This is a genomic window from Polaribacter sejongensis, assembly GCF_038024065.1.
GTDB classification, from domain to species: Bacteria; Bacteroidota; Bacteroidia; order Flavobacteriales; family Flavobacteriaceae; genus Polaribacter; species Polaribacter sejongensis.
The window spans coordinates 2364888-2386196 of the sequence record NZ_CP150667.1 but is presented as its reverse complement, the minus strand read 5'-3'; the positions used below and the strand labels follow the sequence as shown (position 1 = coordinate 2386196).

Here is a 21309-nt window from a genome sequence, read left to right as displayed (position 1 = left end):
CTATTTCCTGCTTTCACTACTCGCTTTTTTTACTTATGTTCTCGATACAAATTTGTTCATTCTTCACAAATTCACTGGAACTGACAGTAAAAAAGAGCTCAAATAAAAAGCCTGTCTTGAGCCTGTCGAAAGGTTCAATCTGGGATAAACTTGTTTGTCAGCTTAACTTTTATCCTGCGAAAGCAGTATTCATAAAACTACTTTTATATCAAGTTTCCAATCAATATAAATCAAAAAAAACACTTTCGAAATGAATCAAAAGTGTTTTAAATTAATTTATCACTTAAAAAGTAAATACAAAAAAGCATCTGCGATGCTAATCTCTTCCTCCTAAAATTTGCATTCCCCAATATAATAAGGTTGCTAATGAACCCAAGGCAGCAACTAAATACGTTCTTGCAGCCCATGTTAAAGCATCCGTTGCTCCCGCTAATTCTTCTTGAGAAACCATGTTTTTGTTTTTTAACCAAGCTAATGCTCTATTACTAGCATCATATTCTACAGGTAAGGTAACAAAACTAAAAACTGTTGCAAAGCCCATAAAAATTAAACCTGCAACGGCAATGTAAAAACCAATTCCTGTAGCTCCTGAAGCTGCTCCCATAATTAACCCACCAATTACTAACCATTGAGAAAATTTAGAAGTTACACTTACAACGGGTACTAATTTAGATCGCATTGTTAAATAACTATATGCTTGTGCATGTTGCACTGCGTGACCGCATTCATGCGCAGCAACTGCAGCAGCAGCAGCATTTCTTTGGTTGTAAACAGACTCACTTAAATTTACTGTTTTATCTGCAGGGTTGTAATGGTCTGTTAATCTACCAGGAGTAGAAATTACTTTTACATCAAAAATACCGTTATCAGCTAACATTTTTTCTGCAATTTCTGCACCACTCATCCCGTTTCTAAGCTGAATTTTAGAGTATTTTTTAAATTTATTCTTCAGCGTATTACTCACTAACCAACTAGCCAAAGCAATTACTCCAATTAAAATATAGAATCCTATCATAATTTATATTGTTTAAAAATTGTATTTCATTTTTGTTTGATAAATTTACAACATAAAGTATTCCAATTTATTGTTTGGAAGATAAAAATGACAAAATGACAAGAAAACCTAACATATTACTTATATATACTGGCGGAACGATTGGTATGATGAAAGACTATAAGACAAATGCCTTAAAAGCATTTGATTTTAGTCAGATTGTAGAAAAAATTCCAGAATTGCAACAGTTAAATTGTAATATAGAAAGTATTTCTTTTGAAGATGCAATAGATTCATCAAACATGAATACTAAATACTATATAAGTATTGTTGAAATTATTGAAGAAAATTATAAAAAATTTGATGGTTTTGTTGTGTTAACAGGTTCCGATACCATGGCGTACACTTCTTCTGCGATTAGTTTTATGTTAGAAAATTTACAAAAACCAATCATTTTTACAGGATCTCAACTGCCAATTGGAGATTTAAGGACAGATGCTAAAGAAAATTTAATCACTTCTATAGAGGTAGCGTGTGCATATAAAAATGGAAAGCCAATTGTATCTGAAGTTTGTTTGTATTTTGAATACAAGTTATATAGAGCAAATAGAACCACTAAAATAAGTTCAGAGTTATTTGAGGCGTTTACATCTATGAATTTTCCGCCATTAGCAGAAAGTGGAGTGCACCTTAAATTTAATGAGCATTTAATTCATCAAGAAGAACAAGAGGAAGCATTAATTGTAAGAAAGCATTTGGTTGATGAAGTGGTTATTTTAAAGTTGTTTCCAGGGATATCAAATCTGGTAGTAGAAAGTATTTTAAATATTCCTAATTTAAAAGGAGTTGTGTTAGAAACGTATGGATCTGGTAATGCACCCAATTCCGAAAGCTTTATTTGTTTGTTAAAAACGGCAATTGACAAAGGAATTAAAATTATAAACGTAACCCAATGCAAAAGTGGTAGGGTAATGATGGGGCATTATGATACAAGTTTACTGCTTTTAGAAATAGGAGTGATTAATGGTAGAGATATTACTACGGAGTCTGCGATAGCTAAGTTAATGTACTTATTAGATAAAAACCTATCAGATGATGAGTTTAAATATTTCTTTGAGAAATCTTTAAGAGGCGAATTAACTGATAATTATCATTTTTAAACATATTATTGAGTTAATTGAAGTTTTTAACATCAAATACATTGATTTTTTTTTTAAATGCTCAATATTTTTTTGTTACTTGGCACTCTCAAAAGTAATAGAGGGATGATTTTTTAATTATTTTAGTTAAATTGTCTTTCATATTATTTTTTTGGGATGAAAATTAATATCTTTAACCCGTTAACTATTAAAAATTAATTATAACAAAGATGAAAAAAGTAGTAAATGTCCTATCCGTAACAGGATTTATGTTTTTTGGAGCTATTCAATCAACTTTCGCACAAGAAGCAGCTGAAGAGTCAAAAACTTTCCACCAAGAATTAAAACAACGTTTTATTGAGGGTGGCCCAGAATTTATGGGAATTGTATTAGTAGCCTTAATTTTAGGTTTAGCAATTGCAATTGAAAGAATTATTTATTTAAACATGGCAACAACGAATACTAAGAAATTAGTAGCAAGTGTAGATGATGCTTTAAGTTCTGGTGGTATAGAAGCTGCTAAAGAAGTTTGTAGAAACTCTAAAGGACCAGTTGCATCTATCTTTTACCAAGGTTTAGATAGAGTAGATGAAGGTGTAGATGCTGCAGAAAAAGCTGTAGTTTCTTATGGAGGAGTTCAAATGGGACTTTTAGAGAAAAATATTTCTTGGTTATCTTTATTTATTGCTTTAGCACCGATGCTTGGGTTTATGGGTACGGTAATTGGTATGATTCAGGCTTTTGATATGATTGCAGTAGCAAATGATATTTCTCCTGGAGTTGTAGCTGTTGGTATTAAAGTAGCATTATTAACAACTGTATTTGGTTTAATAGTAGCAATTATTTTACAGATTTTTTATAATTACATCGTATCTAAAATCGATAGTATTGTAAATAACATGGAAGATGCATCTATTCAATTAATAGATTTATTAGTGAAATATAAAAAATAAGATATATTATGAAAAATAATTTATCAAAAATTTTAAACATATTTATAGCTGTAATAGCTGTAATTGGAGCCTTTCTCTTTATCAATATCTTTATGACAGATGAGGGAGATACAGCAGCCTTAAGTGGTTCTGTTGGTAGTATAGTTACATTTTCTACTATATTACTTTATTTTGCAGTAGGTGCAACAGTGTTGCTTTCTTTATTTAGCCTTTTTACAAATCCAGAAAATTTGAAAAAGACTTTAATGGGAGTTGCTGCTTTAGGTGTAGTATTAGTTTTTGCTTACTTTTTAGCAGATAGTAATGCTGTACTTGATACACAAGGAAAAGTACTTGTAGGTGGTGAAGCAGGAGCTTCTAGTAACCAATGGGTAGGAACGGGTATATGGTATAGCGTTTGTCTAGGCCTAGTAGCTAGTTTGTTCTTTGTATACGATTTAGTAAAAGGATTAATAAAATCATAATAATATGGCAAGAAGAGAGAATCCAGAAATTAATGCAGGTTCTATGGCAGATATTGCCTTCTTGCTGTTAATCTTTTTCTTAGTAACAACAACAATGAATGTGGATTCAGGAGTTTCTAAAAAACTATCTGAAAAACCACCAGCAGATTATGTGCCACCTGTTATTAAGGAAAAAAACATTTTTGAGGTAAGTATTAATAGAAATAATGAGCTTTTAGTTGAAGGCGAAAGAATGGATATTAAAGACCTAAAAGAAGCCGCTATCTCATTTGTAGATAATGGTGGAGGAGAAGGTAAAGTTGAAAATGGCGTTGCTACCGGACCATGTAGTTATTGTAAAGGTGATAGAAGTGATGATTCTTCAGATCACCCTAATAAAGCTATTATATCGGTACAAAGTGATAGGTTAACAGAGTATGGAACTTATTTAACTGTTCAAGATGAATTGTTAAAAGCTTATAGTTTTTTAAGAAATAGACTAAGTGTTGAAAAATACAAGATTCCATTTGAAGAACTTGAAGAAAGTTATAAGGATAATAGAGCTAATGAGAATTTGAAAAATAAAGTTGAGTTTATCAAAACAGCTTATCCTCAAATTATTTCAGATCAAGAACCTACAAATTAATTTTTAAAATTTAACAGTATGTCTAAATTTAGAAAAAAGAAGAAAGGAATGCCTGCAGTAAATACTGCAGCTTTACCAGATATTGTATTTATGTTGTTATTCTTTTTTATGGTTACTACAACCATGAGAGAAACTTCTTTACAAATTGATGCTCCAAGGCTACCTTCGGCAACAGAAGTAAAGAAATTAGAGCATAAAAGTTTGGTGACTACTATTTATGTAGGTAAAGCTAAAGATGCTAAGTACGGTACAAGTTATAATAGAATTCAATTGAATGATAAAATTGCTACTGCGGATGAAGTCCCTGCATTTATAATAAATGCAAGATCTAAAGTTTCTGAGGCAGAAGTTCCATTTATGACAACTTCTATTAAGGCAGATACAGAATCTAGTGTTGGTACAATTATTGATATTAGATTAAAATTAAGAGATGTAAATGCTCTTAAAATTAGTTATTCTGCTTCTAAAAAGACTGAGTAATCTATATAATATAATTTTTAAGAAAAAGGATAATTCATTGAATTATCCTTTTTTTTATGTTTTTTTTAGAAATTAAAATTCTAATAAAATATTCTTACTTTATAAAACGTTTGATTTATATATGAAAATAGCCTTAACTCTCTTTATAATTTTGTTTAGTGTAATTGGGTCTTTTGCACAGAAAGATTCCTTAAACCTAGGCGATAGGTATGCAGAAGATCAAATTTATGTGGCAGTTTCTTATGCTCAGTTTGTAGATCAACCCCAAGAAATATTTAAAAGTAATTTTTCATATGGACTTTCAGTTGGCTTTTTAAAAGATGTGATTTTAAACAAACAAGGTAATGTCTCTATAGCAGCTGGTGTAGGATATGGTTTTGATTTTTTTAATCATGAGCTTAAAGTAGAAGAAATAAACAATACAACAGATTTTAGTAATGATGAAACTATTAGCGCTAATCTATTTAAATCTCATAACTTAGAATTTCCATTAGAACTTAGATGGAGAACTTCCACAGCAAATAAATATAGTTTTTGGAGGATATATGGTGGTATTAAATTCTCTTACAATTTCTCTAATAAATTTCAGTTTGATGATGAAAATGGGAATACCTTTAAGTATCAGGATGTTTCTAATTACAATAAATTGCAGTATGGCTTAACTTTGTCTACGGGGTATGACGAGTTTAATATCAACCTTTATTACGGATTAACACCTGTTTTTGAAAATAGTACTATAAACGGAGAAGTTATAAATACTAAAATCTTAAAATTCGGACTTATTTTCTATCTTTTATAGAAAGTAGAAAACAATACTTGGAGATAGAAACCCTAGTATAAAACCTAAATACACTTCTTTATGTGTGTGTGCTTTTAAGTGCAACCTTGCGCTTGCTAAAATTCCAGAGAGAAGCAAACCACAGATAAGTACTGCTGTTACGTTTTGCTGATACATAAAACTCAATACATAAAAGAAGCCAATTGTAATCCCTATAGATATTAAATGGATGCTTGTTTTTATTTTAAAAGCAAACAATATGTATATAAATACCAATCCTAATGAGGTGGCGTAAAAAAGCATTCCTAAATCTCTTAAGTTAGCTATTCCATATAGAGTATTACCTAGTAAATAAAACAATACTATCATCATAGCAACAGGAACTTTTCTTTCCTTAATACTTTCAGCTTTAAAAGATTTTATAAGCTTAAATCGCCTAAAAAGTATGAGTATGAGTAAAGGTACAATGTATGTAGTAACAAAAATTAGACCTAAAACAGCAAACTTTTGATTCTTGCTAAAACTATTTTGAATCAATATAAAATATAAGGTGATTCCAATTGTAGGTATTACAATCGGATGCAGCATTACAGATATAAATTTATAAAACTTCATTAAATTTCTTTACGTAAACGAGCTACAGGTAAGTCTAACTGTTCCCTGTATTTTGCCACTGTTCTTCTAGCAATAGGATACCCTTTTTCCTTTAGAATTGCTGCTAGTTTTTCATCCGTTAGAGGTTTCTTTTTATCCTCTTCTAAAATTACGGTCTCTAATATTTTCTTTATTTCTTTGGTAGATACATCTTCTCCTTGATCATTTTTCATAGATTCAGAAAAGAATTCTTTAATTAATTTTGTACCATAAGGAGTAGAAACATATTTACTATTTGCAACCCTAGAAACAGTAGAAACATCCATGTTAATTTTATCTGCAATATCTTTCAAAATCATTGGTTTTAGCTTGCGCTCATCACCTGTTAAGAAATAATCATACTGATAGTGCATAATTGTATTCATAGTCACTAAAAGTGTTTGCTGACGCTGTTTAATAGCATCAATAAACCATTTTGCCGAATCTAATTTTTGTTTGATAAAAAATACAGCATCTTTTTGAGACTTACTTTTTACGGTAGCTTCTTGGTAGCCTTTAAGCATATTGTTATATTCTCTAGAAATATGCAATTCAGGAGCATTTCTAGAATTCAAAACTAAATCTAATTCCCCATCAACCAACTTAATAGAAAAGTCAGGAACAATCTGTTCTGCTATTTTATTATTACCAGCATAAGAACTCCCAGGTTTAGGGTTTAGTTTAGAAATTTCTTTATTTACTTCTTTTAATTCCTCTTCAGAAATAGTAAACTTTTCTTGTAATTTTTTATAGTGTTTTTTTACAAAATGATCAAAAGCAGTTTCTAGAATATCAATTGCTAAACTTCTAATTTTGTTGCTTTCTTTTCTCTTTAGTTGAATAATTAAACACTCCTTTAAATCTCTGGCTCCAACACCAATAGGATCTAAAGTATGCACCACTTTTTTTAGAATAGAGATAACTTTTTCTTCTGTGGTAAAAACATTTTCTGTAAAAGCTAAATCGTCTACTATATCTATAATTTCTCTTCTGATATAACCACTATCATCTATACTACCCACTAAAAACTCAGCTATAGAAAGTTCTTCATCAGTAAAAGTATAGGTACTTAATTGATTTTTTAAAGATTGATGAAAACTAGTACCACTAGCATAAGGTACGTTCTTCTCTTCATCATCAGCAGAGTAATTATTAGCTTGTGTTTTGTAATTTGGTATTTCGTCATCACTAAGATAATCATCTATATTGATGTCTTCTGCTTCTATTTTTTCGGTTCCAGCATCATCATATTCATTCGACAAATCATCATCTATAGAATCCGCTTCATCTTTACCAGTATCTAATGCAGGATTTTCTTCAATTTCTTGTTTTAGACGTTCCTCAAAAGCTTGCGTAGGCAATTGAATTAACTTCATCAACTGTATCTGTTGAGGAGATAATTTCTGTAATAGCTTGTATTGTAAACTTTGTTTTAGCATATAGACAAATATATGAAATAGGTTAAAATAAAAAACGTCATTCTGATAGGAATGACGTTTTTAGTGCTTTAATTTTTATTTTTTTATTAAAAATCTGCATTTTGTGGCGTTCTTGGGAACGGAATTACGTCTCTAATATTACTCATTCCTGTGGTAAATTGTACAAGTCTTTCAAAACCTAATCCAAAACCAGAATGAACTGCTGTACCAAATTTTCTTAAATCTAAATACCACCAAAGTTCTTCTTCAATACCCAGTGTCTTCATTTTATCAGCTAAAACATCATAACGTTCTTCTCTTTGTGATCCTCCAACTATTTCTCCAATTCCTGGGAATAGAACATCCATAGCTCTAACTGTCTTTCCATCATCATTTAAACGCATGTAAAATGCTTTGATGTCTGCTGGATAATCAAATAAAATAACCGGACATTTAAAGTGTTTTTCAACTAAAAAACGTTCGTGTTCAGATTGTAAATCTGCTCCCCATTCATTAATAGGGAATTGAAATTTTTTCTTTTTATTTGGTTTAGAGTTACGTAAAATATCAATTGCTTCTGTATAAGAAACTCTCTTAAAGTTGTTATCTACAACAAACTTTAGTTTGTCTAACAAACTCATTTCACTTCTTTGTGCCTGTGGTTTGCTTTTTTCTTCTTGTGTTAAACGTTGGTCTAGAAAAGCTAAATCATCTGCACATTTATCTAAAACATAATTTATCACATACTTAATAAAGTCTTCTGCTAAATCCATATTACCATCTAAATCCATAAAGGCAACCTCTGGTTCTATCATCCAAAACTCAGCTAAATGACGGGTAGTATTAGAATTTTCTGCTCTAAAGGTTGGTCCAAAAGTATACGCTTTTCCTAATGCCATTGCAAAAGTTTCAGCTTCTAATTGGCCAGAAACAGTTAAATTAGTTTCTTTACCAAAGAAATCTTTAGAATGGTCAATTTTACCATCTTCGTTTAAAGGAGCTTCGTTGTCTTTAAAGGTTGTAACTTTAAATATTTCTCCAGCACCCTCTGCATCAGAACTTGTAACTATTGGTGTGTTCACATAATTAAAATCTCTTTCTTGAAAATACTGATGTACCGCAAAAGATAATTTAGAACGTACACGCATTACAGCGCTAAAAGTATTTGTTCTTACACGTAAATGTGCATTTTCTCTTAAAAACTCGAAACTGTGTTTTTTAGGTTGAATAGGATACTCATCTGGATTAGAATCTCCTAAAATTTCAATTTCTGAAACTTGAATTTCTACAGATTGACCTTTTCCTTGGCTTGCAGCCAAAGTCCCTTTTATACAAAGAGCGGCACCAGTTGTAATTCTTTTTAATGTGGTTTCATCTGTGTTTTCAAAATCGATAACACATTGTATGTTGTTAATAGTAGTACCATCATTTAAAGCAATAAAGCGATTGCTTCTAAATGTTCTAACCCATCCTTTTAGGGTTACTTCTTGTAGTAATAATCCTTCCGATTTTAAAAGTTCGGCTACGTTGCTGTTTATCATATTCTTATAATATTGATATAAATATATGTTATTAATAGGTTGTATTATTCTGATGTTTTTTTCTATAAAACTCCTTTTTTAGGAAGAATTATATAGAAATCTAATTTTTTGATTGTCATATATCTTTAAGAAAAAAGAGATATTTTTTATCAAAAAAAGTTAAGTATAAAATACAAAAAATGTTTTTTATTAAGGAGTAAAGATACTTTTTTGTGAGAAGATGAGCAATGATATTTACAGTAGTTTTAGGTGCTGTTTGCTTAAAATACTGTTAATTTATATCGTTAAAACATTATTCATTCTTCTATTAAAAAATCGGATGTTAAATAATAACATCCGATTTTTTAGTAAATATTTATATATCAACTAAATCTTTATTCTTCTAATTTGTCTTCTTCCTCTGGTGGAATAATTCTTATAGAAGGTTCCTTAAATACTTTTTTGTTTGCTATTTTCTTTTCAAAAGTTAATAATAATGAAGGTAATAATAGTAAGTTAGAAACCATTGCCAATAATAAGGTTACAGAGACTAAGCCACCTAATGCAATGGTACCTCCAAAACTAGAAAGTGTAAAGGTTAAAAAGCCAAAAAAGAGTACAATAGAAGTATAGAACATACTTACTCCTGTTTCTCTAAGTGCTCCATAAACCGATGGTTTTACACGCCAATTATTAGCCATTAATTCTTGTCTGTATTTTGCTAAAAAGTGAATCGTATCATCTACAGAAATACCGAACGCAATACTAAATACAAGTATTGTTGATGGTTTTATAGGAATACCAAAGTAGCCCATTAAACCAGCTGTAATTAGTAATGGCAATATGTTAGGCAGCAATGAAATAAAAATCATTGGTGGAGATCTAAACATCCAAGCCATAAAAATGGCGATTAAGAAAATAGCCAATGATAAAGAAATAACTAAATTCTTTATTAAATAATTGGTTCCTTTTATAAAAACTAATGCTTTTCCTGTAACTGAAACGGTATATTTATCTGACGGAAATTCTTTAGCAATTACCTCTCTTAAACGTTCTTGAATTACATTCATCTTTTCAGTACCAATGTCTTTCATAAAAGTAGTTATCCTTGCATAACGTCCTGTAGAATCTACAAAGTTTTTAAGCATACTTGCATCACTATTTGAGTTTTTGGTATATGCAAAAATGTAACTTTGTTCCTGACTTGTTGGTAATTGATAATATTTAGGATTCCCTTTATAGTAAGCCTGTTTAGAGTATTTTACTACATTGGTGATAGAGATGGGTTTAGATAGTTCCGGAAAAGCTTCTATGGCTTCATTTATTTTTTCCATCTTTTTTAAAGTCGATAAACTCATAACTCCTTTTTCTTTTTTAGTATCTACTAAAATCTCTAAGGGCATAATACCGCCAAACTCACTTTCAAAGAATTTTATATCTTGATAAAATTCTAAACTTTTAGGCATGTCTTCTATTAAACTACCCGAAACTTTTATTTTGTAAACCCCTATAATTGCTGCAACAATAACAATAACTGTGGTAAAATAGATTGTTATTCTCCTGTTTCGTACCATTTTTTCCATCCAATTCACAACATTTTCAATCCACTTTGTCTCTAAGTGGTTTAAATGCTTCTTTTTTGGAAGTGGCATAAAACTATATAAAATAGGTATAATTAATAAGGCTAGTATAAAAATACTAATGATGTTTACGGAAGCAAGAATACCAAATTCTCTAAGCAAACTACTTTTTACAAAAACAAATGTTGCGAAACCAGATGCAGTTGTAATGTTCGTCATTAATGTAGCATTACCTACCTTAGAAATTACACGTTGTAAGGCTTTTGCTTGCTGACCATGTTTCTTTATTTCTTGCTGATATTTATTAATCAGAAAAACAGCATTGGGTACACCAATAACAATAATTAAAGGAGGTATTAATGCCGATAAAACTGTTATCTCATAACCGAACCATCCTATAAAACCAAAAGCCCAAATAACACCTGTCATTACTACCAATAGTGTAATAAAGGTTGCTCTAAAAGATCTGAAGAAAAAGAAGAAAATAACTGCGGTAATTCCTAATGCACCTGCTACAAAAAGTAATATTTCATCTTGTATGTTTTGTGCATTTAGTGTTCTAATGTAAGGCATTCCAGATACTCGAATGTCTACATTATTATCTTTTTCAAATTTCTTTATGGTCGGAATTAAAGTGTTAAAAATGAAATCTCTACGTTGTGGTGTATTTATGATTTCTTTTTTAATATAAATGGCCGTTTGTAACGTACCTGTTTCTTTATTAAAGAGTAAATTATCGTAGAAAGGTAGTTTTTCAAAAAGTTGATTTTTTATGTCTAAAACCTCTTGTGTTGTTGTAGGTTCCTTCTCATACAAAGGTTCTAATACAAATTTTCGTTGTTTTCTGTCTGCCTTTAATTTTTGAACATCTGCTATAGAAATTGTAAAATCTATTTCTTCTAAACTATCAAATTTTCGAACTAAATTATTCCAAGCATTAAACTTTTTTGGTGTAAATACTGTAGAATCTTTAATTCCTAAAATAACCAGATTGCCTTCTTCTCCAAAAATTTCTAAAAATTGGTTGTATTCTAGATTTGCTATGTGATCTTCAGGTAATAAATTTGCTTCTGTATATGAGAATTTCATATACTTCATTTGTGAAGCTAATAAACCTGTAATGATGGCAATAACTAATAAAACCAAATAACGGTTTCTTAAGATAAGGCCAGCAACTTTTGTCCAGAAATTCATTAAGTTAAATTTTAGAAATTGTAATTAATTGTATATTATTGTAAATAAAAAGAGAGTGTTAAGAAACACCCTCTTTTTTTATTGTGTCGGTTTTTTTAAACCTTCATGATTTCTACTTCTTTAACAGCGAGTGTTTCCTCTATCTTTTTTACAAAAGTATCTGTTAATTTTTGAACATCATCTTCTGAAACTTTTTTAAGATCGTCAGAAACATCTGTTTTTTTGATATCATTATTAGCATCTTTACGAGCATTTCTAATACCTACTTTTGCGTGTTCTGCTTCTGCTTTGGCTTGTTTTGCTAAACCGATTCTTCTTTCTTCTGTTAATGGCGGAACGTTAATCATAATAATATCACCATTATTCATTGGGTTAAAACCTAAGTTGGCAACCATTATAGCTTTTTCTATAGGTTGTAACATGTTTTTCTCCCAAGGTTGTACAGCTATTGTTCTTGGATCTGGAGTTGTAACATTTGCAATTTGGCCTAACGGAGTTAGAGATCCATAATAATCTACCATTACATTTGCTAACATTGCAGGTGTTGCTTTACCAGCTCTAATAGTTCTTAGTTCTTTAATTAAATGCTCAATAGCATTATTCATCGCTTCTTTAGCGGAATCAAGAATAAATTCAATTTCTTCGTTCATGGTCAGTAAATATTTTTATAAAACCTAATTATTGAGTATTAACAATAGTACCAATTTTTTCACCAGAAACTAATTTCATTAAGTTTCCATTTGTATTCATGTCAAAAACAATAATTGGCAATTTGTTTTCTTCACTTAATGTAAATGCAGTCATATCCATCACTTTAAGACCTTTTTTAATTACGTCTTTAAAAGTGATGCTTTCAAATTTTACAGCATCTTTATTTTTTTCTGGATCTACATCATAGATTCCATCTACACGAGTTCCTTTTAAAATAGCATCTGCATCTATTTCAATTGCTCTAAGAACTGCAGCTGTATCTGTTGTAAAATATGGATTTCCCGTACCTGCACCAAATATAACAACTCTTCCTTTTTCTAAATGACGGATTGCTTTTCTTTTAATATATGGTTCTGCAACTTCTTTAATTTCTAAAGCTGTTTGCAAACGCGTATGCACATCTTCATCTTCTAGTGCACTTTGCAATGCAAGGCCGTTAATACAGGTTGCTAACATTCCCATATGGTCTCCTTGTACACGATCCATACCATTTGCAGCACCAGCAACACCTCTAAAGATATTTCCACCACCAATAACAATGGCAACTTCTATTCCTTTTTGTACTACTTCTTTAATTTCTTTTGCGTATTCAGCTAAACGTTTAGGATCAATTCCGTATTGTCTTTCGCCCATTAAAGCTTCTCCACTTAATTTTAAAAGAATTCTCTTGTATTGCATAGTTTATTTTGAAAGTTGTGCAAAATTAAGCTTTTTTTTTGAGTTTCCTTTTTTTGGGATACAAAAAAACCTCGCAATTCTAAAATTATAGAATGCGAGGTTTTAAATATTTAAATTCTTGTATTTACAAAAATAGAAGATAAATGTTTATCCTAAAGTAACTCTTTTGAAACCACTTACAGAAACATCACCATATGTACTTACATATTGTGCAACATTTTTCTTTTCATCTTTAATAAAAGCTTGGTCTAAAAGACATTGCTCTAAATCTAAAGTTGTGTTATCTGCAATAAATCTTTCCATTTTTCCTGGTAAAATTCTATCCCAGATTTTTTCTGGTTTTCCTTCTGCAGCTAATTCAGCTTTTGCAGCTTCTTCAGCTTTTGCTAAAACTTCTTCAGATAATTGAGACATAGAGATAAATTGAGGTACGTTTTTCAACGTTTTTCCTAATCTTCCTAATTCAATATTATCTTTTTCAATTACAGCAATTCTTGCTTCAGTTTCAGCAGCAACAAATGCAGGATCAAAATCTTTGTAAGATAAAGAAGATGCACCCATAGATGCTACTTGCATAGCTACGTCTTTAGATAAAGTTTCAGCGTTATCTACAGCAGCAGTTAAACCTACTAAAGCAGCAATTTTACCAATGTGAGTATAAGCACCAACATAAGCAGCTTCGATTTTCTCAAAAGCAGTTATCTCTAACTTTTCTCCAATAACACCAGTTTGCTCAATTAATTTATCAGCAACAGTCATACCTCCAAAATCAGCCGCTAAGAAAGATTCCTTATCAGCATGATTTAAAGCAATCTCTGCAAATTGACTTCCTAATTCAACGAAAGCATCGTTTTTACCAACAAAATCAGTCTCACAAGCTAAAACGATAGCAACACCAGCAGTGTTATCAGCATTTATTTTTGTTACTGCAACTCCTTCTGTAGATTCTCTATCAGCTCTTTTTGCAGCAATTTTCTGACCTTTTTTACGTAAAATGTCAATTGCTTTATCAAAATCACCAACTGCCTCAACTAATGCCTTTTTACAGTCCATCATTCCAGCTCCAGTTGCTTCTCTTAATTTTTTAACATCAGCAGCACTAATCTTTACTGTTTCCATGTTATGTATGTTTTTTAGTTAGAATTATTTTTTTTCTTCAGCAGGTGCTTCAGTAACTTCTGCCTTAGGAGCTGCTGCTTCAGCTTTTGGAGCTGCAACTTCTTTAGTTTCTTTTACTTTTTCTTTGTCTGCTTTTCTATCTGATAAACCTTCTGCAATTGCATCAGTAACATAAGATAATACTTTGTCTATAGACTTAGAAGCATCATCATTTGCTGGAATGATAAAATCTACTAATCTAGGATCAGAGTTCGTATCAACCATTGCAAAAATAGGAATGCTTAATTTTTGAGCTTCTGCTACTGCAATGTGCTCTTTTTTAATATCTACTACAAATAATGCACCAGGTAAACGAGTCATATCAGAAATAGAACCTAAATTCTTTTCTAATTTTTCTCTCTGACGGTTGATTTGTAATTTTTCTCTTTTAGATAATGCATCAAAAGAACCATCTTGCTTCATTCTATCAATATGAGCCATTTTCTTAACAGCTTTTCTAATAGTAATAAAGTTAGTTAACATACCACCTGGCCATCTTTCTGTAATGAAAGGCATGTTTACTGCTTTTGCTTTTTCAGCAACGATATCTTTTGCTTGTTTTTTAGTAGCTACAAATAAAATTTTACGTCCAGAGTTAGCGATCTTTTTTAAAGCTTCTGAAGTTTCTTCTATTTTTGCTGCTGTTTTATACAAATCGATGATGTGTACACCATTACGTTCTGTATAAATGTATGGAGCCATGTTTGGGTTCCATTTTCTAGTTAAGTGTCCAAAGTGTACACCACTATCTAATAACTCTTGAATGTTTACGTTTGCCATTTTCTTAAATGTGTTTACTTTCTGTTTTGAAATCAATAGTTAGGTAGTCTTTCGAGTCCTAACTATTTAGATGCTAAACTGTTTAATATTAAAATATAATAACAGTTCTCGATATAATATAGTCCAGAATAAATTCTGAATAATATTAACGTTTCGAGAATTGGAATTTTTTACGTGCTTTCTTCTGACCGAATTTCTTACGTTCAACCATTCTTGGGTCACGAGTTAATAAACCTTCTGGTTTTAATACCAATCTGTGCTCTTCGTTAATAGAAACTAAAGCTCTTGTAATAGCTAAACGGATAGCTTCTGCTTGTCCTGTTACACCACCACCGTAAACATTAACTTTGATATCATAAGACTCTAAGTTTTCTGTTAACATTAAAGGTTGTTGTACTTTATACTGTAAAGTTCCAGTAGTAAAGTAGTTTTTGTAATCTTTTTTGTTTACTGTAATGTTTCCTGTTCCTTCAGAAAGATAAATACGAGCTACAGCTGTTTTTCTTCTACCGATTTTATGTACTATATCCATTATTTAAGATCGTTAAGGTTAATAGCTTTAGGTTCTTGACCTGCATGTTTGTGCTCTGTACCTGCATATACATACAAGTTTCTGTAAAGTGCCGCTCCTAAAATATTTTTAGGTAACATTCCTTTTACTGCTTTTTCGATTAATCTTGTAGGATCTTTCTCAAACATTTCTGTTGCAGTTAACGATCTTTGTCCTCCTGGATAACCTGTGTGACGGATGTAAGATTTCTCTTTCCATTTGTTACCAGTTAAAACAATTTTTTCTGCGTTGATGATAACCACGTTATCTCCACAATCTACGTGAGGAGTAAAATTAGGTTTGTTTTTACCTCTAATTAGCTTTGCTACTTTAGAAGCTAGACGACCCAACGTTTGCCCGTCTGCATCAACTAAAACCCACTCCTTGTTTACGGTAGCTTTGTTTGCTGATACTGTTTTGTAACTTAATGTGTTCATAATTACACTATTAGTTTTTGTTTATTAATGATTGAATTTTCCTTAAAAAAGGAGTGCAAATGTACTGTATTTTATTTGATTGACAAATAGCACTTTAGATTTATTTTAATAATGTTTAATTTTTATAAAATAGTTTTTTTGTTTTCTGATGAAATAAAAGCTAAGTAATTGGTAACAAGCTTGTAGTAGCTAACTTCGCTGGTGAGAGCAAAGTGTGTTTTTTTAGCTTCACCTTTGCTATGTATTGTGTTCTAATAATTCTGAATTTGTGTGTTTAAAGCACAAAAAAAGCATCAAAATTAATTGATGCTTTTAAATAATATATTTTAACTGTAAATTGTTTACTTAATAATTACTCTCCATCCGTAAGGGTCTTCGGCTTGGTTTGTTTGTATATCAGTAATTGCTTTCTTTAGAATTCCTGCAAAAGGAGCTTCTAATTCAGGTAAATCATAATCAGAACCTTGGTATCCAAAACCTGCAATAGGAGAAATTACTGCAGCAGTTCCTGCTCCAAACATTTCTTTTAAACTACCGCTTTGTGCAGCAGCAATTACTTCAGAAACTGTAATTTTTCTAACTTCTACATCAATATTCATATCCTCTGCAATCTGAATAACACTTTTACGTGTAATTCCGTCTAAGATTCTATCACTTGTAGGACTTGTAATTAAGGTGTCATTAATTCTAATGAAAATATTCATTGCACCAGCTTCCTCAATATATTCGTGCGTATTATCATCCGTCCAAATAACTTGATTGTAACCTTTTTCGATAGCCAGTTGTGTAGGGTAAAACTGAGCAGCATAATTACCACCAGCTTTCGCAAAACCAACACCACCATTTGCTGCACGAGCATATTTTTCTTCAATTAAAACTTTTACTTTACCAGAAAAATACGAGCCAGAAGGAGCTGTACATATTATAAATTTATAAGCATTTGCCGGAGAAGCGTGAAATCCTATTCCAGAAGCAAACATAAAAGGTCTAATATATAAAGAGCTTCCTTCGTTTGTAGGAATCCATTTATTATCAACTTCTAATAACTTCTTTAAACCTTCCATAAATACATCTTCAGGAACAGCTGGAATAACCAAACGTTCTGCAGATTTATTTAAACGTTTCCAGTTTTCTAAAGGTCTAAATAACATGGTATTATCATCTGCATCTTTGTAGGCTTTCATACCTTCAAAAATAGATTGTCCGTAGTGGAAAATCTTTGCAGCTGGGTCTAATGAGATAGGTGCATAAGGTTTAATAACAGGTGTTTGCCACTCGCCATCTATAAAATCACACTCTAACATGTGGTCAGAATATACACTACCAAATGGTAGATTGTTAAAATCTACAGAATCGATCTTCGATTTTTCTATACGTTGAATTTCTATATCAGATTTCATTCTTTTTGATTGAATTATTGGACAAATGTACATAAAATATTCATCGGTCGATATAACTAATCATTGCTTTTACTCATTATAATATGTACTTTTGTTCGATACTCATTAAATTTAGAAAATATGAAATATGTAATATCCTTTTGTTTGGTTATTTTATTTGGTTTTACGGCATGTAAAGAAGGCAAGAAAGCAGCCAATGAAACATCAGAACCAAAACAAGAAGTGGTTTATGAATCTTTCGGAGAAAAAATTGCGTTAGACAATGCAATTACTTCAGAAGAGTTATTAGCTAAATTTAAAACCATGAAAACTGGTGATACAATTAATGTAAAGTTTGCATCTAGTATTAAAGAAGTTTGTTCTAAAAAAGGATGTTGGATGAAGTTGCCTTTAAATGAAGAAACTGAAACGATGGTTCGTTTTAAAGATTATGGTTTTTTTATGCCTTTAGATTCTCAAGGAAAAGAAGTGGTTTTAAATGGTAAAGCATTTGTACAAGAAACATCTGTAGAAGAATTGCAACATTATGCGGAAGATGCAGGGAAAACTAAAGAAGAAATAGCAAAAATTACCGAGCCTAAAAAAGAATTTACTTTTGAGGCAGATGGTGTTTTAATGAGAAAGTAAAAATTAGTTTCAATAAGTAATAAGTCTACATATTTTGAAAAGAGAAATTCTAATAACTTCCGATGGTTCTACAACCATTAATTTACCCGATTTAAATGAACAATATCATTCTAAAAACGGTTCAATAAACGAGTCTTACCATGTTTTTATTAATAGCGGATTAAAATTAGTTACTGCAGAAGAAGTATCTATCTTAGAAATTGGTTTTGGTACAGGTTTAAACTGTTTTATTACCTATTTAGAAGCAAAAAGAAATATAAACTATGTTGGTGTAGAAGCATATCCTGTTACTGCAGAAGAAGTAGAGAATATGAATTTTATTACTGTTTTAAAAGCAGAAAAAGAAAGTGCTGTATTCGATATAATGCACGCTGTTTCTTGGGAAGAAAAGCATCAAATTTCAGATACTTTTTCACTCACAAAAAGGAAGCAATTTTTTGAAGATATCGAAGATAAAGACACGTTTAATTTAATTTATTTTGATGCCTTTGGTGCTCGTGTACAACCGCAATTATGGACGGTAGAGATTTTCCGTAAAATGTTTGATGCATTAAAAGAAAACGGAATTTTAGTAACTTATTCGGCAAAAGGAAGCGTTAGAAGAGCGATGCAAGAAGTTGGTTTAACAGTAGAGCGTTTGCCTGGACCTCCGGGGAAAAGAGAAATGTTAAGAGCAACTAAAATAACGACAAAAACGAACGAGTAAAAAACATTCAGATGGAATTCAAAAGAAAATTTGGAAGACAAAAGCAATCTAAACCTACAAAAGGCCTTTTTTTAATTGCTGTTTTAGCTTTCGTTTTAATCCTTTGGTTTAAAGCCGAAGATATTATGAATGCTTTATTTTAATAGTTTTTTAGAAGCTATTTCCTGCTTTACATTATATCTTTTTATAGCTGTCTTTGCTAAGTTTACTTTTTTGTAAACTGTGGCAATCTCTTTAAGGTTAACAGATTGCTTCGTTCCTCGCAATGACGATTTTTTAACAGGGAATATAAAGGTTGCTACTTCAATCAGGGCTAAACTTGTTTGCAATAAATATTCATTTACCTAAAGTAGAAGTTACTTTTTAAAACGTCTTCCTTTCCAATTGTACTTAAAAAAGAGCGATTTAAAAATAACGAGAAGGCTAAAAAAAGGATACAAGAAGCTTGCAAAAAGATACCATTTATAAAAGTGTTTTTCCTGTTTAAAAAACTGAATTGTAGGCAAGAATAAAAACAAATCAATAATTACTTTTAACACAAAAGGAATAAAAAGCATTTCTAAGCTTCCAAGCAATAAATAGTAAACAACAACAAAGTTGGTGAGTAAAACCAATAAACCAATTAGCTTTACTTTTAAAGAACTAAAATTACCGGTTTTTGCAGCCCAACGTGTTCTTTGGTTTACTAAATCACTCCATGTTTTTACAGGAAATGTAGTAACAATAGCCGCTGCTGATTTTAAATAAAAAACACTTTTTTTATCAGCAATTATAAATTTTTCAAACAGAAAAACATCATCTCCGCTAGCAATATTGTTGTTGCCTTCAAAACCGTTTAGTTTTATAAAGGCATCTTTTTTATAAGCAAAGTTTGCACCATTACACAAAAAAGGAAAATCCATTCCAAAACCACCAATAGTAGTTCCTTGCATGCTCATAAAATCTAATAATTGAAACTGTTCTAAAAAGTTGTTTTTAGCTTTGTAGTTTACAGGAGCAACTACCATTTTTGCATTATTATTCTGAATAAAACTATCTAAGCTTTTTAACCAATTTTCAGGTAAAATACAATCTGCATCTGAAGTAACAATCCAATTGTTTTTTGCCTCAGAAATAGCTGTTGTAATGGCGTCTTTTTTTGGTGATTTTGAGGTTCTTATGTTTTTTATGACGCAAAACCTCAAAGGTTTTAAAAACCTTTGAGGTTTATGTATAAACTTGTTAATAATCTCAACAGAACCATCCGTAGAAGCATCATCAACCAAAATAAATTCTACCAATTCTTTTGGGTAATTTAACTCAGCAATAGATTTCAATAAAATAGGTAATTTTTTAGCTTCATTTCTAAAAGGAATAATTACAGAAAATGAGGTTTTATGGTGTTTTGCTACTCCTTTAAATTCTTTCACTTTTTTAAAGCCAATTGTTAGCCAAACAATTAGAGTTGCGTAAAAAGTAAATATAAAAATGAGTAACCAAATCATTTTGTAAAATTAGGCTTAAAAGTTAACACAAAATAACTACCAATAATTGCAGGTAGTACAAAATTTAAAATCCACATTAAAGTGGTTGTAGATAAAATGATAAGTGGTTCTATATTGAAAAACGAAAATATCCAGATAGCTACAGAACCTTTTAAAACAACATCAAATAATGATAACATTGGTATTGTAGAAGCAATTAAGTAGATAGAGGTGATTCCTGAAATTGCATCAACATAAGAAATATCAACGTTAAAAATGAGCAATAAAAAGTAAAACTGATGCGAGAAAATCAAGAATCTAAACATTGATAAAACAGCAACTTTTATATTTAGCGCTAAAGGTATATTTTGTATAAAATTCCTTACTTTTTCAAAAGTAAAACCTTTAAAATTAAGTTTTTTAATCAGAAAAAATAAGACAAGAATTAGAATAAATACTAAAAGTAAAATTTTTAAAATTTGATACAGATCAATATCAATTTTATGATTAAGAAGAAAGTAACAGAAACCAAAACTTCCAAAAAGTAAGGTCATAAGCATTTGATAAAAGTTTCCCACTAAATTTAAACCTAAAATTTGTTTTCTATATTTCTTTTCAAAATACAGTGCTTTTGCGCCGTATTCTCCAATTCTGTTGGGTGTAATTAAAGAAGTTGTTAATGAGGCTAAGGATTGCTTTGTGGCCTCAATAAAAGAGATTTGTTTTACAAAACCGACAAGAGATTTCCATTTTAAAACTTCTAAAAACCAATTTAAAAAAGTAAAAAGAGATAGAAAAAATATGTTTTTGATGGAAAAAACATCATTTTTTATTAATTTTTTATAAAATACAGTAAATTTTAGCTGCTCGTTATCAATTAGTTTTGTGTAAATAAAATATCCGCAGCCAATTACAATCGATAGTTTTATTATCAACCAAAAGAATTGTTTAGATTTGTATGAAAGCGAATTATACATGGTTTGCAAAGTAACAAATAATCATCTGTAAGTTTGGTGATAAA

24 protein-coding genes are annotated in these 21309 nt (G+C 30.5%); 9 read left to right on the top strand and 15 right to left on the bottom strand.

Annotated elements, in window-relative coordinates; all coding sequences use genetic code 11:
• Window positions 1-316 precede the first annotated feature (316 nt).
• Entirely contained in the window at window positions 317-1015 is a 699-nt protein-coding gene (locus tag WHD08_RS09990) for a zinc metallopeptidase (RefSeq protein ID WP_208890942.1), read from the bottom strand.
• Window positions 1016-1110: 95 nt separating this feature from the next.
• Between WHD08_RS09990 and WHD08_RS09985 the strand changes: the two genes are divergently transcribed.
• The 6 genes from WHD08_RS09985 (at window position 1111) to WHD08_RS09960 (ending at window position 5454) form a co-directional block, all read left to right on the top strand.
• Entirely contained in the window at window positions 1111-2154 is a 1044-nt protein-coding gene (locus WHD08_RS09985; protein ID WP_208890943.1) for an asparaginase, read from the top strand.
• Between the two features lie 209 nt (window positions 2155-2363).
• Window positions 2364-3086, top strand: a complete 723-nt coding sequence (locus WHD08_RS09980; RefSeq protein ID WP_165734317.1) for a MotA/TolQ/ExbB proton channel family protein — start codon at window positions 2364-2366, stop codon at window positions 3084-3086.
• An 8-nt stretch (window positions 3087-3094) separates the two neighbouring features.
• The gene (locus tag WHD08_RS09975) at window positions 3095-3550 is read left to right on the top strand and encodes a hypothetical protein (protein WP_165734318.1); all 456 of its coding nucleotides are present in this window, start codon (window positions 3095-3097) and stop codon (window positions 3548-3550) included.
• A 4-nt stretch (window positions 3551-3554) separates the two neighbouring features.
• On the top strand, window positions 3555-4175 hold the full coding sequence (locus tag WHD08_RS09970; RefSeq protein ID WP_208890944.1) for an ExbD/TolR family protein: 621 nt from the start codon (window positions 3555-3557) through the stop codon (window positions 4173-4175).
• 18 nt (window positions 4176-4193) lie between these two features.
• On the top strand, window positions 4194-4655 hold the full coding sequence (locus tag WHD08_RS09965) for an ExbD/TolR family protein (RefSeq protein WP_208890945.1): 462 nt from the start codon (window positions 4194-4196) through the stop codon (window positions 4653-4655).
• Window positions 4656-4776: 121 nt separating this feature from the next.
• Window positions 4777-5454 (top strand): porin family protein, encoded by a 678-nt coding sequence (locus WHD08_RS09960; protein ID WP_208890946.1) that lies wholly within the window; start codon window positions 4777-4779, stop codon window positions 5452-5454.
• On the opposite strand, the gene WHD08_RS09955 is transcribed toward WHD08_RS09960, so the two are convergent.
• The 11 genes from WHD08_RS09955 to WHD08_RS09905 form a co-directional block, all read right to left on the bottom strand.
• The gene (locus WHD08_RS09955) at window positions 5449-6048 is read right to left on the bottom strand and encodes a hypothetical protein (RefSeq protein WP_208890947.1); all 600 of its coding nucleotides are present in this window, start codon (window positions 6046-6048) and stop codon (window positions 5449-5451) included. The two genes, WHD08_RS09960 and WHD08_RS09955, sit on opposite strands and share 6 nt — an antisense overlap.
• Window positions 6048-7505: an RNA polymerase factor sigma-54 gene (rpoN, locus tag WHD08_RS09950; RefSeq protein ID WP_208890948.1), complete on the bottom strand. Its 1458-nt coding sequence runs from the start codon at window positions 7503-7505 to the stop codon at window positions 6048-6050. The genes WHD08_RS09955 and rpoN overlap by 1 nt, the downstream gene beginning before the upstream one ends.
• Window positions 7506-7591: 86 nt before the next feature.
• Window positions 7592-9025 (bottom strand): asparagine--tRNA ligase, encoded by a 1434-nt coding sequence (asnS, locus tag WHD08_RS09945; protein WP_208890949.1) that lies wholly within the window; start codon window positions 9023-9025, stop codon window positions 7592-7594.
• Window positions 9026-9399: 374 nt separating this feature from the next.
• Window positions 9400-11778 (bottom strand): efflux RND transporter permease subunit, encoded by a 2379-nt coding sequence (locus WHD08_RS09940; protein ID WP_208890950.1) that lies wholly within the window; start codon window positions 11776-11778, stop codon window positions 9400-9402.
• A 95-nt stretch (window positions 11779-11873) separates the two neighbouring features.
• Entirely contained in the window at window positions 11874-12428 is a 555-nt protein-coding gene (gene frr, locus WHD08_RS09935) for a ribosome recycling factor (RefSeq protein WP_208890951.1), read from the bottom strand.
• Window positions 12429-12456: 28 nt separating this feature from the next.
• Window positions 12457-13167: a UMP kinase gene (pyrH, locus tag WHD08_RS09930; RefSeq protein WP_208890952.1), complete on the bottom strand. Its 711-nt coding sequence runs from the start codon at window positions 13165-13167 to the stop codon at window positions 12457-12459.
• A gap of 147 nt (window positions 13168-13314) precedes the next feature.
• Window positions 13315-14286, bottom strand: a complete 972-nt coding sequence (gene tsf, locus WHD08_RS09925) for a translation elongation factor Ts (RefSeq protein ID WP_208890953.1) — start codon at window positions 14284-14286, stop codon at window positions 13315-13317.
• A 24-nt stretch (window positions 14287-14310) separates the two neighbouring features.
• Window positions 14311-15105 carry a 30S ribosomal protein S2 gene (gene rpsB / locus WHD08_RS09920; protein WP_165734329.1) on the bottom strand — a complete coding sequence of 265 codons (795 nt, stop codon included), beginning with the start codon at window positions 15103-15105 and terminating at the stop codon, window positions 14311-14313.
• Between the two features lie 145 nt (window positions 15106-15250).
• Window positions 15251-15637 (bottom strand): 30S ribosomal protein S9, encoded by a 387-nt coding sequence (gene rpsI / locus WHD08_RS09915; protein WP_165734330.1) that lies wholly within the window; start codon window positions 15635-15637, stop codon window positions 15251-15253.
• Window positions 15637-16092 carry a 50S ribosomal protein L13 gene (gene rplM, locus WHD08_RS09910; RefSeq protein WP_208890954.1) on the bottom strand — a complete coding sequence of 152 codons (456 nt, stop codon included), beginning with the start codon at window positions 16090-16092 and terminating at the stop codon, window positions 15637-15639. The genes rpsI and rplM overlap by 1 nt, the downstream gene beginning before the upstream one ends.
• A 341-nt stretch (window positions 16093-16433) precedes the next feature.
• On the bottom strand, window positions 16434-17492 hold the full coding sequence (locus tag WHD08_RS09905) for a branched-chain amino acid aminotransferase (RefSeq protein WP_208890955.1): 1059 nt from the start codon (window positions 17490-17492) through the stop codon (window positions 16434-16436).
• Window positions 17493-17612: 120 nt separating this feature from the next.
• On the opposite strand from WHD08_RS09905, the gene WHD08_RS09900 reads away from it, so the two are divergent.
• The 3 genes from WHD08_RS09900 to WHD08_RS09890 are packed head-to-tail and all read left to right on the top strand — an operon-like array spanning window position 17613 to window position 18968.
• A complete protein-coding gene (locus WHD08_RS09900; protein WP_208890956.1) occupies window positions 17613-18119 on the top strand; it encodes a DUF4920 domain-containing protein in 507 nt (168 codons plus the stop codon).
• Between the two features lie 34 nt (window positions 18120-18153).
• Complete coding sequence (mnmD, locus tag WHD08_RS09895; RefSeq protein ID WP_208890957.1) at window positions 18154-18825, top strand: tRNA (5-methylaminomethyl-2-thiouridine)(34)-methyltransferase MnmD; 672 nt, start codon at window positions 18154-18156, stop codon at window positions 18823-18825.
• Window positions 18826-18836: 11 nt separating this feature from the next.
• On the top strand, window positions 18837-18968 hold the full coding sequence (locus WHD08_RS09890) for a hypothetical protein (RefSeq protein WP_262887957.1): 132 nt from the start codon (window positions 18837-18839) through the stop codon (window positions 18966-18968).
• Here WHD08_RS09890 and WHD08_RS09885 read toward each other — a convergent pair.
• From WHD08_RS09885 to WHD08_RS09875, 3 genes are read right to left on the bottom strand one after another with little or no spacing between them, the layout of a single operon-like run.
• Entirely contained in the window at window positions 18960-19154 is a 195-nt protein-coding gene (locus WHD08_RS09885; RefSeq protein ID WP_208890958.1) for a hypothetical protein, read from the bottom strand. The genes WHD08_RS09890 and WHD08_RS09885 overlap by 9 nt on opposite strands.
• Window positions 19155-19181: 27 nt before the next feature.
• A complete protein-coding gene (locus WHD08_RS09880) occupies window positions 19182-20309 on the bottom strand; it encodes a glycosyltransferase family 2 protein (protein ID WP_208890959.1) in 1128 nt (375 codons plus the stop codon).
• Window positions 20306-21223: a hypothetical protein gene (locus WHD08_RS09875; RefSeq protein ID WP_244183330.1), complete on the bottom strand. Its 918-nt coding sequence runs from the start codon at window positions 21221-21223 to the stop codon at window positions 20306-20308. The genes WHD08_RS09880 and WHD08_RS09875 overlap by 4 nt, the downstream gene beginning before the upstream one ends.
• Between the last annotated feature and the right edge of the window lie 86 nt (window positions 21224-21309).